This window comes from Streptomyces sp. NPDC006332, assembly GCF_040612855.1.
Classification (GTDB): Bacteria; Actinomycetota; Actinomycetes; order Streptomycetales; family Streptomycetaceae; genus Streptomyces.
This window is the reverse complement of record NZ_JBEXRA010000036.1, coordinates 1-14,741: the sequence shown is the minus strand read 5'-3', so window position 1 is coordinate 14,741 and position 14,741 is coordinate 1. Positions and strand designations below refer to the sequence as shown.

At 68.4% G+C, this 14,741-nt stretch carries 6 protein-coding genes, 1 tRNA gene and 1 rRNA gene; 1 reads left to right on the top strand and 7 read right to left on the bottom strand.

All coding sequences use genetic code 11. From position 1 onward, the window contains the following. Positions 1-15: 15 nt before the first annotated feature. The 4 genes from ABZ027_RS28120 to ABZ027_RS28105 form a co-directional block, all read right to left on the bottom strand. Positions 16-858, bottom strand: coding sequence for a RodZ domain-containing protein (locus tag ABZ027_RS28120; RefSeq protein ID WP_356773142.1), 843 nt, complete (start codon positions 856-858; stop codon positions 16-18). A gap of 232 nt (positions 859-1,090) precedes the next feature. Beyond that, positions 1,091-3,811 (bottom strand): DNA translocase FtsK, encoded by a 2,721-nt coding sequence (locus ABZ027_RS28115; protein WP_356773140.1) that lies wholly within the window; start codon positions 3,809-3,811, stop codon positions 1,091-1,093. A gap of 190 nt (positions 3,812-4,001) precedes the next feature. Beyond that, a complete protein-coding gene (locus tag ABZ027_RS28110; protein ID WP_356773138.1) occupies positions 4,002-4,685 on the bottom strand; it encodes a response regulator in 684 nt (227 codons plus the stop codon). A 340-nt stretch (positions 4,686-5,025) separates the two neighbouring features. Beyond that, positions 5,026-10,512: a HAMP domain-containing protein gene (locus ABZ027_RS28105; protein ID WP_356773136.1), complete on the bottom strand. Its 5,487-nt coding sequence runs from the start codon at positions 10,510-10,512 to the stop codon at positions 5,026-5,028. Positions 10,513-10,888: 376 nt separating this feature from the next. On the opposite strand from ABZ027_RS28105, the gene ABZ027_RS28100 reads away from it, so the two are divergent. Then, the gene (locus ABZ027_RS28100) at positions 10,889-13,642 is read left to right on the top strand and encodes a SpoIIE family protein phosphatase (protein WP_356773134.1); all 2,754 of its coding nucleotides are present in this window, start codon (positions 10,889-10,891) and stop codon (positions 13,640-13,642) included. A gap of 61 nt (positions 13,643-13,703) precedes the next feature. Here the strand turns inward: ABZ027_RS28100 and ABZ027_RS28095 are convergent. The 3 genes from ABZ027_RS28095 to rrf form a co-directional block, all read right to left on the bottom strand. After that, positions 13,704-13,779 (bottom strand) — tRNA-Thr (locus tag ABZ027_RS28095). A gap of 93 nt (positions 13,780-13,872) precedes the next feature. Beyond that, positions 13,873-14,535 (bottom strand): DegT/DnrJ/EryC1/StrS family aminotransferase, encoded by a 663-nt coding sequence (locus tag ABZ027_RS28090; protein WP_356773262.1) that lies wholly within the window; start codon positions 14,533-14,535, stop codon positions 13,873-13,875. Positions 14,536-14,649: 114 nt separating this feature from the next. Then, positions 14,650-14,741 (bottom strand): 5S ribosomal RNA (rrf, locus tag ABZ027_RS28085); the annotation flags it as partial.

The following is a 14,741-nucleotide window of genomic DNA, read 5'->3' as shown; positions in this document are numbered from 1 at the left end:
GACACCGGAGCGTCCTCACCCGACCTGAGGGTCGCCCTTCGTGTACGTGAGCCGCTCCACGGCCCCGGGCTGGAAGTCGTTCTCGATCTTCTTACCGTTCACATACAGCTGGATCGCGCCCGCGTCACCGAGGACGAGGTTGACCTTGTCGCTGTCCTGGAAGGTCTTGGACTCGCCCTGCTTGAGCAGTCCGTCGAACAGGAGTCGGCCGTTGTGATCCTTGGCGGAGATCCAGCTCTTCCCGTCGGCGGCGCTGACCTGGACCGTCACCTTGTCCTGGGGCGCGGCCGCGATGGCGCTGTCCGAGGATTCCGGCTTCGCGCCCTCGTGCTTGTCGCTCTTCGGGGTGGGCGAGGACTTCTTGCTCGTCGAGGGTTTGACACCCTCGGCGACCTGCGTGTTCGCGCCCTCGTCGTCGCCACCGCCCTTGACGGCGGTGAACCCGACGAACGCCACGACGGCGACGATGGCGGCGACCATGGCCGCCGTCCAGTTGGGTCCGCGCCGCTCCGGCCGGATGCGCTCCGCCTCGAACAGAGGTGCGGCGGGTGTGGGAGCCGGACGCCCACCATGATCGGCGTCGAACTGGGCGAGCAGCGGTCCAGGGTCTAGCTGGGCAGCCTTGGCCAGGGTTCGGATGTGCCCGCGAGCGTACACGTCCCCACCGCACGGACCGAAGTCGTCCGCCTCGATGGCGTGCACGATGGGCAGGCGGACCCTGGTGGCGGAACTGACGTCGTCGACCGTCAGCCCGGCCGCGATACGTGCTTGTTGGAGGACGCGACCGATGGAGAGGCGGGCTTCCTCACGGTCGTCTTCGAACGGACGCTCGTCTTCAGGGGAGTTGCCGATGGACACGGGGGCGCCTTTCGAGCGTTTTAGCCGCCTGTGCTGGAGGTTCAGTCTATGGGGGGTACGAAAGGGTGAGGCAACCGGACGGTGGGACTTTGTACGCCATCGGTATGGCCGGACACGCCGATGGCGGCGGTAGCTTTTTGCTTCCCTCAACTTGACGTACGTCGAAGGGAAACGGTTGCTCGATGATCCCTTACGAGTGAGTCACGATCGAACACCCGGCTTGGGGATCTCTTTAAGCCTCCCCGCGGATCACCGCGAGCACGCCGTCCAGCTCGTCAGGCTTCACAAGAACGTCACGAGCCTTCGACCCTTCGGTCGGTCCGACGATCCCCCGGGACTCCATCAGGTCCATGAGCCGCCCCGCCTTCGCGAAACCGACCCGCAACTTCCGCTGCAGCATCGACGTCGACCCGAACTGGGTGGAGACCACCAGCTCGGCCGCCTGGCACAGCAGGTCGAGGTCGTCGCCGATCTCCTCGTCGATCTCCTTCTTCTGCTTGGTGCCCACGGTGACGTCGTCGCGGAAGACCGGCGCCATCTGGTCCTTGCAGTGCTGGACGACGGCCGAGACCTCCTCCTCGGTCACGAAGGCGCCCTGCATACGGGTCGGCTTGTTCGCCCCCATCGGCAGGAACAGCCCGTCGCCCTTGCCGATCAGCTTCTCGGCCCCGGGCTGGTCGAGGATGACCCGCGAGTCGGCCAGCGAGGACGTGGCGAAGGCGAGCCGGGAGGGCACGTTCGCCTTGATCAGGCCGGTGACGACATCGACGGAGGGCCGCTGGGTGGCGAGCACCAGGTGGATGCCGGCCGCGCGCGCGAGCTGCGTGATGCGCACGATGGAATCCTCCACGTCCCGCGGCGCGACCATCATCAGGTCGGCGAGCTCATCGACGATCACCAGCAGGTACGGATACGGCGAGAGCTCCCGCTCGCTGCCCTCCGGGGCCTTGACCTTCCCCTCGCGCACGGCACGGTTGAAGTCGTCGATGTGCCGGTACCCGTACGCCGCCAGGTCGTCGTACCGCAGGTCCATCTCCCGTACGACCCACTGGAGTGCCTCGGCGGCCCGCTTGGGGTTGGTGATGATCGGCGTGATCAGGTGCGGGATGCCCTCGTACACGGTCAGTTCGACGCGCTTGGGGTCGACCAGGATCATCCGGACGTCCTCGGGTGTCGCCCGCATCATGACCGAGGTGATCAGGCAGTTGATGCAGGAGGACTTGCCGGAACCGGTCGCGCCGGCGACCAGCACGTGCGGCATCTTCGCCAGCGAGTGCATGACGTAGCCGCCCTCGACGTCCTTGCCGAAGGCGACCAGCATCGGGTCGTCGTCCTCGGCGGACTCGGCCAGCCGGAGCACGTCACCGAGGTTGACCATCTCGCGGTCGGTGTTCGGGATCTCGATGCCCACGGCCGACTTCCCGGGGATCGGGCTGATGATCCGCACGTCCGGACTGGCGACGGCGTACGCGATGTTCTTGGCGAGAGCCGTGATCCGCTCGACCTTCACCGCGGGCCCGAGCTCCACCTCGTAGCGCGTGACCGTGGGTCCACGGGTGAAGCCGGTGACGGAGGCGTCGACCTTGAACTCGGTGAAGACGTTCGTGAGCGAGGCGACCACGGCGTCGTTGGCGGCGCTGCGCGCCTTGCCCGGGCCGCCGCGGGTGAGGAGGTCGAGCGAGGGCAGCGCGTACGTGATGTCCCCGGACAGCTGCAGCTGCTCGGCCCGCGCGGGCAGCTCGCGCGGCTCGCTGGGCGGCGACTTCGTGAGGTCCCGGACCTCTCCCTTTCGGGGCGTGTCGAGCTTCTCCTGCTTGGGCCTGCTGGCCGGCGCCGGTACGGGTGTCGGTGTCGGCGTCGTCTCCGCACGGTCCGCGACGGTCACCCCCTGGGTGAGGTCCGCGACGATCGGCGAGGGCGGCATGCCGTTCATGACGGCACCGTCGAGCGCCGCAGCGGCGGCTGCGGCGACGTCCACGGCGTCCGGGGCGCGGTTCATGTCGGGCTGCGGAACGGCCGAGCGCCGAGGACGACCGCGGCGCTCGGAGAGCGCGTCCTGCTCGGCGCTGTCGGGGTCGTACTCCGCCGGGGCCAGAGCGCGCCGACGGGTGCGCGCGGGCAGCGCCTCGCGCCACTGTTCGTCGTACCGCTCGTCGTCGTCGCCCAGCTCGTACTCGACCGGGTCGTGGACGATGCCCAGCTTCACCCCGAGCAGGCGCAACCGCTGCGGAATGGCGTTGACCGGGGTCGCCGTGACGACGAGCAGCCCGAAGACCGTGAGCAGCACGAGCAGGGGTACGGCGAGGACGTCGCCCATGGTGTACGTCAGCGGGGTGGCCGCGCCCCAGCCGATGAGGCCGCCGGCGTCCCTTATCGCCTGCATGCCTGCGCTGCGGGCGGGCGAGCCGCAGGCGATGTGGACCTGGCCGAGCACGCCGACGAGCAGCGCGGACAGCCCGATCACGATGCGCCCGTTGGCCTCGGGCTGCTCCGGGTGTCGAATGAACCGTACGGCGACGACCGCGAGCAGTATCGGCACGAGCAGGTCGAGCCGGCCGAAGGCTCCGGTCACCAGCATCTCGACGAGGTCACCGACGGGGCCGCGCAGGTTCGACCAGGTGCCGGCGGCGACGATCAGCGCGAGACCGAGGAGCAGCAGCGCGACGCCGTCCTTGCGGTGGGCGGGGTCGAGGTTCTTCGCGCCCTGCCCTATCCCGCGGAACACCGCACCGACAGCGTGCGCCAGACCGAGCCAGACGGCACGGACGAGGCGGTAGATGCCACCGGTCGGGCTCGGCGCCGGCCTCGGGGGCGCGGCTTTCTTCGCCGCTGCCTTCTTGGCGGGCGCTTTCTTCGAGGGGGCCTTTTTCGCGGCGGCCCTCTTCGCCGGAGCCTTCGCCGGAGCGGCCGCTTTCTTGGCGGGCTTCTTGGCTGCGGAGGGACGTGAGGCCATAGGTGTGAGGTTACCGGTGGAGACGGCAGCGGACACGCGTGCCCACTGCTTCACCCATTCGTGTCGCCCCTGAAAGGGAGCAGAATTGACGCTCGCTCACGCTCAGGGCCGCCGACAGCGCCACAGACCCGCGCGAAAAACGCCAACCGCAGCCGGGCAGCCCTGTAGGCCACGCCGACTACGGCATGCGTCAGTTCTGTGAGGGCACCGCGGGAGAACTCCCGGTACCCGGCTCGAGCGCGTCCAGCGCGCGACGCAACCCCGTGAGCTTGCGTTCGAGATGGGCCGCCGTGGCCACCGCCGCCGCGTCCGCGGAATCGTCGTCCAACTGCTTGGACAGCGCCTCGGCCTGTTCCTCGACGGCCGCGAGCCGCGCGGACAGCTCAGCGAGCAGTCCCGCGGGCTCCTTGGCCTCGCCGGCCGCGGACTTGCCGCCACCGCCCTCCAACTGGAGCCGCAGCAGCGCCGCCTGCTCGCGAAGCTGACAGTTCTTCATGTACAGCTCGACGAACACGGACACCTTGGCGCGCAGCACCCAGGGATCGAACGGCTTCGAGATGTAGTCGACCGCGCCCGCCGCGTACCCGCGGAAGGTGTGATGCGGTCCGTGGTTGATCGCGGTGAGGAAGATGATCGGGATGTCCCGGGTCCTCTCCCGCCGTTTGATGTGCGCGGCCGTTTCGAATCCGTCCATGCCCGGCATCTGGACGTCCAGCAGAATGACCGCGAAGTCGTCCGTGAGCAGCGCCTTGAGCGCTTCCTCCCCGGACGATGCCCGCACCAGCGTCTGATCGAGCGCAGAGAGGATGGCCTCCAGCGCCAGCAGATTCTCCGGCCGGTCATCGACCAGGAGGATCTTGGCCTTCTGCACCATGGCCCGCCCTCCTCGCCCCGGCGTGGGGCCTCCCCTGTCCGCAGGACTCGGGGTGACGCCGACCGGCGCCGCCCCCGGGGACGACTCCCTTGCGCCGCCCGTCCTTGTGCCGGTCATCGTAGCCGCACCCCACCTGTCGCCACACCCTGTCACCGTGATGTCACGGTGCACATAGCAGAAACGTAGCGGGAGACCAGAAGGTTCCCCGGATCCCGTACTTCTACACGACCGCGGCCACCCCGGATCAGCGACTTGGCGCTTCCAGCGGAGGTTCCCGCGACATCGGCACGAAGCCCGAACACGGTCCGACCGTTCCCGTCACCGCTCATACATCCACCGGTCACTCGCCACGCATCCACTGGTCCATCACCGACAGCAGGTGATCCGGGTCGACCGGCTTGGTGACGTAGTCGGAGGCACCCGACTCGATCGCCTTCTCCCGGTCACCCTTCATCGCCTTCGCGGTCAGCGCGATGATCGGCAGCCCGGCGAACTGCGGCATCCTGCGGATCGCCGTGGTCGTCGCGTAACCGTCCATCTCGGGCATCATGATGTCCATCAGGACGACCGCCACGTCGTCGTGCTGCTCCAGCACCTCGATGCCCTCGCGGCCGTTCTCGGCATACAGCACGGACAGCCCGTGCTGTTCGAGGACGCTGGTCAGCGCGAAGACATTGCGGATGTCGTCGTCGACGATCAGCACCTTCTCCCCGCCGAACCGGATGCCACGACGCGGCTTCGGTGCCGATTCCTGCTCCGTGGCCGTCGGCCACTGCTCCAGCTGTGCGTGCCGCTGTTCGATCTCCTGTACGGGCCTGCGGCGGCGCCGGAAGAGCGCGGCGGGGCCGTTCTGCGTCTCCTGGTACGACTTCACCTCGGCCGGCGTCTCGACCTCCACGTCGGACAGCTCGATCGACTCGGGCAGCCTCGCGGCGGACGCCACCAGGTCACCGACAGCCAGAGCGGGCGCGAGCTGCTGATAGCCCTGCGGCGGCAGTTCGCTCGGGTACAGCGGCAGATACAGCGTGAACGTCGATCCACGCCCCGTCTCGCTCTGCGCGTGGATCTCACCACCGAGCAACTGCGCGATCTCGCGTGAGATCGACAGCCCCAGACCGGTACCGCCGTACTTGCGACTGGTCGTACCGTCCGCCTGCTTGAACGCCTCGAAGATCACCCGCATCTTGCTGGCCGCGATCCCGATACCGGTGTCGGTCACCGAGAACGCGATCAGGTCGGCACCCGGGTCCCGCAGCGAGCCGGCCTCCAGCAACTGCTCGCGGATCGCCGCCGGCACATCCCGGCCGGCCGGCCTGATGACCAGCTCGACCGCGCCGGAGTCGGTGAACTTCACCGCGTTGGACAGCAGGTTGCGCAGCACCTGGAGCAGCCGCTGTTCGTCCGTGTGCAGCGTGGCGGGCAGCTCCGGCGACACCCGCACGGACAGGTCCAGGCCCTTCTCCGCGGTCAGCGGCCGGAAGGTGGCCTCCACGTAGTCGACGAGCTGGACCAGCGCGATACGCGTCGGCGAGACGTCCATCTTGCCCGCCTCGACCTTCGACAGGTCCAGGATGTCGTTGATCAGCTGGAGCAGGTCGGAACCGGCCCCGTGGATCGTCTCGGCGAACTCGACCTGCTTCGGGGACAGGTTCCCCTCGGCGTTGTCGGCGAGCAGCTTGGCCAGGATCAGCAGCGAGTTGAGCGGCGTCCGCAACTCGTGCGACATGTTCGCGAGGAACTCGCTCTTGTAGCGCATGGACACGGCGAGCTGCTCGGCGCGCTCCTCCAGGACCTGACGCGCCTCCTCGATCTCGGTGTTCTTGACCTCGATGTCCCGGTTCTGCTGGGCCAGCAGCTCGGCCTTCTCCTCGAGTTCGGCGTTCGAGGCCTGCAGGGCCTTCTGCCGGTTCTCCAACTCGGCCGACCGCTCGCGCAGTTGTTCGGTGAGCTCCTGCGACTGCTTCAGCAGCACCTCGGTCTTGGTGTTGACGGAGATGGTGTTGACGCTGGTCGCGATCATCTCGGCGATCTGGTTGAGGAAATCCTTCTGAATCTGCGTAAAGGGAGTGAAGGAGGCCAACTCGATGACTCCTAGCACCTTCCCCTCGAACAGCACCGGAAGGACGATCACTTGTGCGGGCGGCGCCTCTCCGAGACCGGAGGAGATCTTGAGATAGCCGCTGGGCGCGTTCTCCACCACGACCGTGCGCTTCTCCTGGGCGGCCGTCCCGATGAGCGCCTCACCGGGCCGGAACGACGTCGGCATGGAGCCCATCGAGTAGCCGTACGACCCGAGCATGCGCAGTTCGTACTCGTCCTCGTTCTCGGCCCGGATGTCCTTGCCGTCGAGGAGCGGCATCGCCAGGAAGAACGCGCCGTGCTGCGCGGACACCACCGGCGTCAGCTCGCTCATGATCAGGGAGGCCACGTCCGCCAGGTCGCGGCGGCCCTGCATCAGCGCGGAGATACGGGCCAGGTTGCCCTTGAGCCAGTCCTGCTCCTTGTTGGCGATCGTGGTGTCGCGCAGGTTGGCGATCATCTTGTTGATGTAGTCCTGGAGTTCCTGGATCTCGCCGGACGCGTCCACGTCGATCTTCAGGTTCAGGTCGCCACGGGTCACCGCGGTCGCCACGCGCGCGATGGCACGCACCTGCCGGGTCAGGTTCCCGGCCATCTCGTTCACCGACTCGGTGAGGTCGCGCCAGGTGCCGTCGACGTCGCGCACGCGGGCCTGACCGCCCAGCTGGCCTTCCGTGCCCACCTCGCGGGCGACTCGGGTGACCTCCTCGGCGAATGAGGACAGCTGGTCGACCATGGTGTTGATCGTCGTCTTGAGTTCGAGGATCTCACCGCGGGCGTCGATGTCGATCTTCTTGGTCAGATCACCCTTGGCGATGGCCGTGGTCACCATGGCGATGTTGCGCACCTGACCGGTCAGGTTGGACGCCATCTGGTTCACCGACTCGGTGAGGTCCTTCCATGTACCGGCCACACCCGGCACCCGCGCCTGACCGCCCAGGATGCCGTCCGTGCCCACCTCGCGGGCCACCTTGGTGACCTGGTCGGCGAACGAACTCAGCGTCTTCACCATGGTGTTGAAGGTGTCGGCGAGCTGCGCGACCTCACCGCGGGCCTCGATCGTCACCGTCCGCGTCAGGTCACCGTTGGCGACGGCCGCGGCGACCTGGGAGATGTTGCGCACCTGCACGGTCAGGTTGTTGGCCATCAGGTTGACGTTGTCGGTGAGGTCCTTCCAGATGCCCGTGACACCCGACGCGTGCGCCTGCCCGCCGAGGATGCCCTCGGTGCCCACCTCACGGGCCACCCGGGTCACCTGCTCGGCGAACGAGGACAGCTGGTCCACCATCGTGTTCACGGTGGTGACGAGTTCGAGGATCTCGCCCTTCGCGTCAACGGTGATCTTCTTCGACAGATCGCCCTTGGCGACCGCGGTCGTGACCTCGGCGATGTTGCGCACCTGGATCGTCAGGTTGTTGGCCATGAAGTTCACGGACTGCGTGAGGTCCTTCCAGGTGCCGGAGACTCCCTGCACCTCGGCCTGACCTCCGAGGATGCCCTCGGTGCCCACCTCACGGGCCACCCTCGTGACCTCTTCGGCGAACGACGACAGCTGGTCCACCATCGTGTTCAGGGTGTTCTTCAGCTCCAGGATCTCGCCGCGCGCGTCCACGGTGATCTTCTGGGACAGGTCACCCCGGGCCACCGCCGTCGCGACCTGGGCGATGTTGCGCACCTGGCCGGTGAGGTTGGACGCCATGCCGTTCACGGAGTCCGTCAGGTCACGCCACACACCGGCGACGCCGGGCACCTGCGCCTGACCACCCAGCTGCCCGGCCGTGCCCACCTCGCGGGCGACCCGGGTCACCTGGTCGGCGAAGGCGGACAGCTGGTCGACCATTGTGTTGATGGTGTTCTTCAGCTCCAGGATCTCGCCGCGCGCGTCGACGTCGATCTTCTGGGACAGGTCACCCCGGGCCACCGCCGTCGTCACCTGAGCGATCTGCCGCACCTGCGAGGTGAGGTTGCCGCCCATGAAGTTGACGGAGTCGGTGAGTTCCTTCCACGTACCGGACACGCCCGGCACCACGGCCTGACCGCCCAGCCGTCCCTCGGTGCCCACGTCCCGGGCCATCCGCGTCACCTGGTCGGCGAAGGCCGAGAGCTGGTCCACCATCGTGTTCACGGTGTTCTTCAGCTGGAGCATCTCGCCGGAGACGTCCACGGTGACCTTCTGGGAGAGGTCGCCGTTGGCCACCGCCGTCGTCACCTGGGCGATGTTCCTCACCTGTCCGGTGAGATTCCGGAACGCCGTGTTGACGGAGTCCGTCAGGTCCTTCCACGTACCGGCGGCCCCCGCCACGGTCGCCTGACCGCCCAGCTCACCCTCGACACCGACCTCGCGCGCCACCCGCGTGACCTCGGCGCTGAACGCGGAGAGCTGGTCGACCATCCCGTTGACGGTGTTCTTCATCTCCAGCATCTCGCCCGCGACGTCCACGGTGACCTTCTGGGAGAGGTCGCCGTTGGCCACCGCCGTCGTCACCTGGGCGATGTTCCTCACCTGTCCGGTGAGATTCCGGAACGCCGTGTTGACGGAGTCCGTCAGGTCCTTCCACGTGCCCGCCGCACCCGGCACGTTCGCCTGTCCGCCGAGCTGACCCTCGCCCCCGACCTCGTTGGCCACGCGCGTGACCTCGTCCGCGAAGATCCGCAGCGTCTCCGTCATCTGGTTGATCGTGTCGGCGAGCTGGGCGACCTCGCCGCGAGCCGACACCGTCACCTTCTGCGACAGGTCACCGTTGGCGACCGCCGTCGTCACCTGGGCGATTCCGCGCACCTGGGCCGTCAGGTTGCCGGCCATGAGGTTCACCGAATCGGTGAGGTCCTTCCACACACCCGCCACACCCGGCACCTGCGCCTGGCCGCCCAGCTCGCCGTCGACGCCCACCTCGCGGGCCACGCGCGTCACCTCGGAGGAGAACGAGGACAGCTGGTCCACCATCGTGTTGACGGTGTTCTTCAGCTCCAGCATCTCGCCTTCGACGTGAACCGTGACCTTCCGGGACAAGTCACCCTTGGCCACCGCCGTCGTCACCAGCGCGATGTCCCGCACCTGCGCCGTCAGCCGGTACGCCATGGTGTTGACGGACTCGGTGAGGTCCTTCCACGAACCGGACATACCGCGCACCCGGGCCTGACCGCCCAGCTTGCCCTCGGTGCCCACCTCGCTGGCCACCCGCGTGACCTCGTCGGTGAACGTCGACAACTGGTCCACCAGGTTGTTGACGGTCCGCCCGACCTTCAGGAACTCACCGCGCAACGGCTGCCCGCTGCCCTCCGGCACCTGCGTCCGCAACTCCATACGGGGGGACAGATCGCCCTCCGCCACCGCCGACAGCACCCGGCCCACCTCGGCGACAGGCCGAACGAGATCGTCCACAAGGGCGTTCGAGTTGTCGATCGCGGTCGCCCAGGAACCCTCACAGGCGCCTGTTTCCAGCCGTTCTGTGAGCTTTCCCTCGCGCCCCACCATGCGCCGCACCCGCGACAGCTCACCCGTCAGGTGAAGATTACGGTCGGCCACCTCGTTGAAGACCGCAGCGATCTCCGACATCGGACCGTCCCCGGTCACCGTGAGCCGCTTACGGAAGTTCCCGTCGCGCATCGCCACGAGAGCCACCATCAGTCTGTCCAGGGCAGCCGTGTCCACCGCGGTGGTCCCGCCACGCGTCTTGCGCTGGTTACTCGGGGACTGTCCGCCTTTCGCGCGCGTTTTAGTGCCCCGCGTCGCTGCGCCAGACTCCACTGTGTCCCTCCCGCAGGGGTCGACCGTTACTGCTGTGCTCGCGTACTGCTGCTCGGCGTACGAGTTACTGCTGGGTATCCACGTCCGCTATATCAGGCCGCGCCAGGGGGCTGCTGCCCACCACGTGCAAACCTCACTCAGCCTGCCAGTACCTTCACCGGAAGCTTGCCCAGTGTTTCACCCCGGCCGAACCAGGCCATAACAGTTCGGCAGCTTCGCACATCGTCCGCACACCCTCCGGGCGGAAACACCGCCGACCGGCATCCGAACGGACGGGGAAGGTAAGTAACCTTGCATGCGGCTGTCCAGCCACGCCGGTCCGTCCGGCCTGGGCGGTGGCACGAGAACGAGCGGGCACGGAGGGGCGGCCGCACACATGACCACCGGACTGATCCCTGGGGAACAGCCCCCGGACCCCCGGCCGACGGGTGGCCTGCCGCAACAGCGGCACCATCCGGCAGGCCAGGCAGCCCAGCACGTCGACAACAGGCCGAGGAGTTCAGTGATCACCGCGCGCGCGGCCGCCAGCTTCGAGCCCGTCGGGCGATCGGTCGCAAGCGCCCGATCCTTCGTTCGCGACACCCTGCAGGGCTGGGGCTTCGCCGACATCATCGACGACGCCGTCGTCCTTACGAGCGAACTGGTGACCAACGCGGTGGTACACGCGGGCACCTCCGCGGACGTCCTGTGTCTACGCAGTGACGACGGTGTACGGATCGAGGTGGCCGATCTCTACCCGGAGCGCGAGATCCCCCTCCAGGGCCAGGCCGTCAACATGGGCAACCTCGACCGCGAGGGGGGCCGCGGCCTCCAACTGTGCGCGGCGCTGGCGAACCGCTGGGGCGTGGAGTACACGCCCACCCACAAACAGGTCTGGTTCCAACTCGACCTCCCCGAACGCCCCATGGGTACCCGCGCCGCAGGCCCGTCGCTGCCCTCCGCCCTCCTCCCGCTCGCCGACGGCCGCGTCCGTGTCGCCGTCGTCCAGATCGACCGCACCGGCGCCATCACGTCCTGGAACGAGGACGGCGAGGAACTCTTCGGCTACGCAGCCGAACACGTCATCGGCAAGCCCCTCACCGACCTCGCCGCCTGGCCGCACACCCCCGGCACCAGCACCGGCATCGCCGAGGCCCTCCAACTCTCCCGCTGGGAGGGCAGTTACGGCATCCGAGCGGCCACCGGACGCGTCACCTCCGTGTACGCCTCCCACCTCCGGGTCCGCGACACGACCGGTGAGCCCTCCACCGTCTGCCTTCTCGTCCGCGACCACGAACGAGCCGTCCTGCAGACGCCGTTGCGGGTGCCCGCCTCCGACACGACCACGTCCCCCGACGGCCAGAGCACCGACCCCTTCGAGGTCTTCATCGGCTCGCCCGCCCCCGACGACCTCGACGGCCTCCTCCAGCGCACGGTGGAACGCGCCCGCGACATGCTGGACGCCGACTCCGCCTTCCTGCTCCTGGCCACCGACGACGAAACGGAGTTGGAGGTCCGCGCCTCCACCGGCCTGCCCTCCGCCCGCCAGCGCTTCGCCCGTGTCCCCGTGGAGGCGGGCCCCGGCCGCTACGGCTCGGCCCGTATGCCCGCGGTCCACGACGACCTCACGGCCGTACCGGGTGCCGTACCGCTGCTGAGGGGCACCGGCATGCGCTCGGTCGTCACCGTGCCCCTGAAGGTCGAGGGCCGCCTCACGGGCTCCCTCGGTGTCGCTGCTGAGGCACCCGGCAGATACTCGAACGAGGAGGCACTGCGCCTCCAGTTCGCCGCCGACCGCATCGCGCTGGCGGTGGAGTCGGCCCGCCTCGGTGAACTCGAGCGACTGCGCCGAGGCTCCCTGAGCTTCCTCGTCGAGGCCTCCGACCTCCTGGCCGGCACTCTGGACCGCGACCAGACCCTCGCCCTCATGGCGCAGATGACGGTCCCGACCCTGGCCACCTGGTGCGCTGTGTACACCATCGCCGACCAGGCCTCCGAGCCGTATCTGTCGTACGTCCTGCACGAGGACGAGGACCTGATCGACGGCATCAAGTCCCTGCTGTCGAAGGTGCACCCGCCGGACCCGGTCCCGACCCCCGGCGCCCGGGTCTGGTCGGCGCCCGGCGAGGCGGCCCACCAGGCGGCCCTGCGCAGCTCCATGCGCAGTCTGGGCCTCAACGGCGGCCCGACCCGTCAGATCGCCTCAGGCATCGGCCCGACGCTCGCCACAGCCTCCGCGGTCGGCGGCGAAACCGTCGTCCTCCCGCTCGTCGCCCGTAACCGCGTCATCGGCATGCTGACCTTGGGCAAGCCCACGGACGAGCACTTCCGCCAGGAGATCCTGGAGCTGGCCGAGGACCTCTCCCGCAGGGCCGCGCTCGCCCTCGACAACGCCCGCCTCTACTCCGAGCGCACAGCGATCAGCCAGTCCCTCCAGCGCAGTCTCCTGCCGCCCGAACTCCCCGAGATCGACGGCGTGGAGGTCGAGGTCATCTACCGCGCGGCCGGCGAGGGCAACGAGGTCGGCGGCGACTTCTACGACCTCTTCCCCATCCGCGACGGCGCCTACGGCTTCGCCATCGGAGACGTCTGCGGTACGGGCCCGAACGCCGCGGCGGTCACCGGCCTGGCCCGTCATGCGCTGAGGTTGCTGGCCCGCGAGGGCCTCAGCGGCCCGGCGGTCCTGGAGCGCCTGAACTCGGCGATTCTCGACGAGGGCGCGCGCAGCCGCTTCCTGACCCTCCTCTACGGCGAGTTGTGGCCGCAGGAGGACGGCAGCGCCAAACTGAAGGTGGTCTGCGCGGGCCACCCTCTCCCGCTCCGTCTCCGCCAGGACGGCACCGTTGAACCGGCCGCCGAACCTCAGCCGCTCCTGGGCGTCATGGACGACCTGGAGCTGTACGAGCAGACCGTCACGCTCGATCCGGGTGACGTCCTCCTGTGTGTCACGGACGGCGTCACCGAACGCCGCGAGGGCACCCGCATGCTGGGCGACGACGGCCTCGCCGATGTCCTCACCACCTGCACGGGCCTCACGGCGGGCGCGGTCGCGGCCCGCATCATGCGCGCGGTGGAACGCTTCGCCTCGGACGCCCCGTCAGACGACATGGCCATCCTCGCGATGCGCGTCCCCGGCCTCCACAAGGACTGACGAAGGACGGACGACGACATGCGAAAGGCCCCCGCCCGGAAGGGCGAGGGCCTTTTTCTTCTGGAGCCCCCAAACGGAATCGAACCGTTGACCTTCTCCTTACCATGGAGACGCTCTGCCGACTGAGCTATGGGGGCCGGTCGCCTTCGAGGTTTCCCCCGCGGCAACGGAATAGATCATACCCCGAACAGGTCTGTGCTCCCAACCACGTTCACCGGGTATCGCAGCCCTCAGAAGGCCGGCTGCAGCAGCCCGCCGAGGGCATTGCACGCGCCCACGATCCGCTGCATGTCCCGCTTCGTCAGGGACGCTTCCACCGGCAGCGCCAACGTCTCGTCGGCGGCCCGCTCAGTCTCCGGCAGGGACACGCACCGACGGTATTCGGGCATCCGGTGCACCGGCGTCTTCACCGGGACCCGGCAGTCGACACCCCGAGCGCGCACGGCGCGGGCGAAGGCGTCCCGGTCCGGCCGCCCGTTCCCCGGCACCCGCACCACGTACTGCTGATAGCTGTGGCCGACACCTCCGTCAGGCGTCCGCACACCCCGCAACTTCATATCGAGATAGGCCGCCCGCTGTCGGCGTTGAGCGACCTCGTCGTACGGCGCCTCGGACTCCGCCTCCTGCAGCACGAGAAGCCCATGCCGCTCCCCGAGCCCCAACAGCCGCGCCATGTCGGCCGGCCGACCGAAGCGGTGTACGACGACGACGGCCGCCGTCCGCGAGGTCACGGCCGCCTCGACAGCGGACGGGGCGAGGCAGTAGGTCAGCGGTTCTATGTCGGCGAACACCGGTAGCGCGCCGGCCAACACCACGGCCTCGGCGACCTCCACGTTCCCAAACGCCGGTACGACGACCTCGTCACCGACTCCGACGCCGGCGGCCCTGAGCATTGCAGCAGTACCCATGCTTTGGATGCTGGTTGCGCAACGTGAACTTCAAGTGACGCACAACAAAAAAGGGTTGGACCCCGAACCGAAGTTCAGGATCCAACCCTTTGAATGATTGTTCGGCGGCGTCCTACTCTCCCACAGGGTCCCCCCTGCAGTACCATCGGCGCTGTAAGGCTTAGCTTCCGGGTTCGAAATGTAACCGGGCG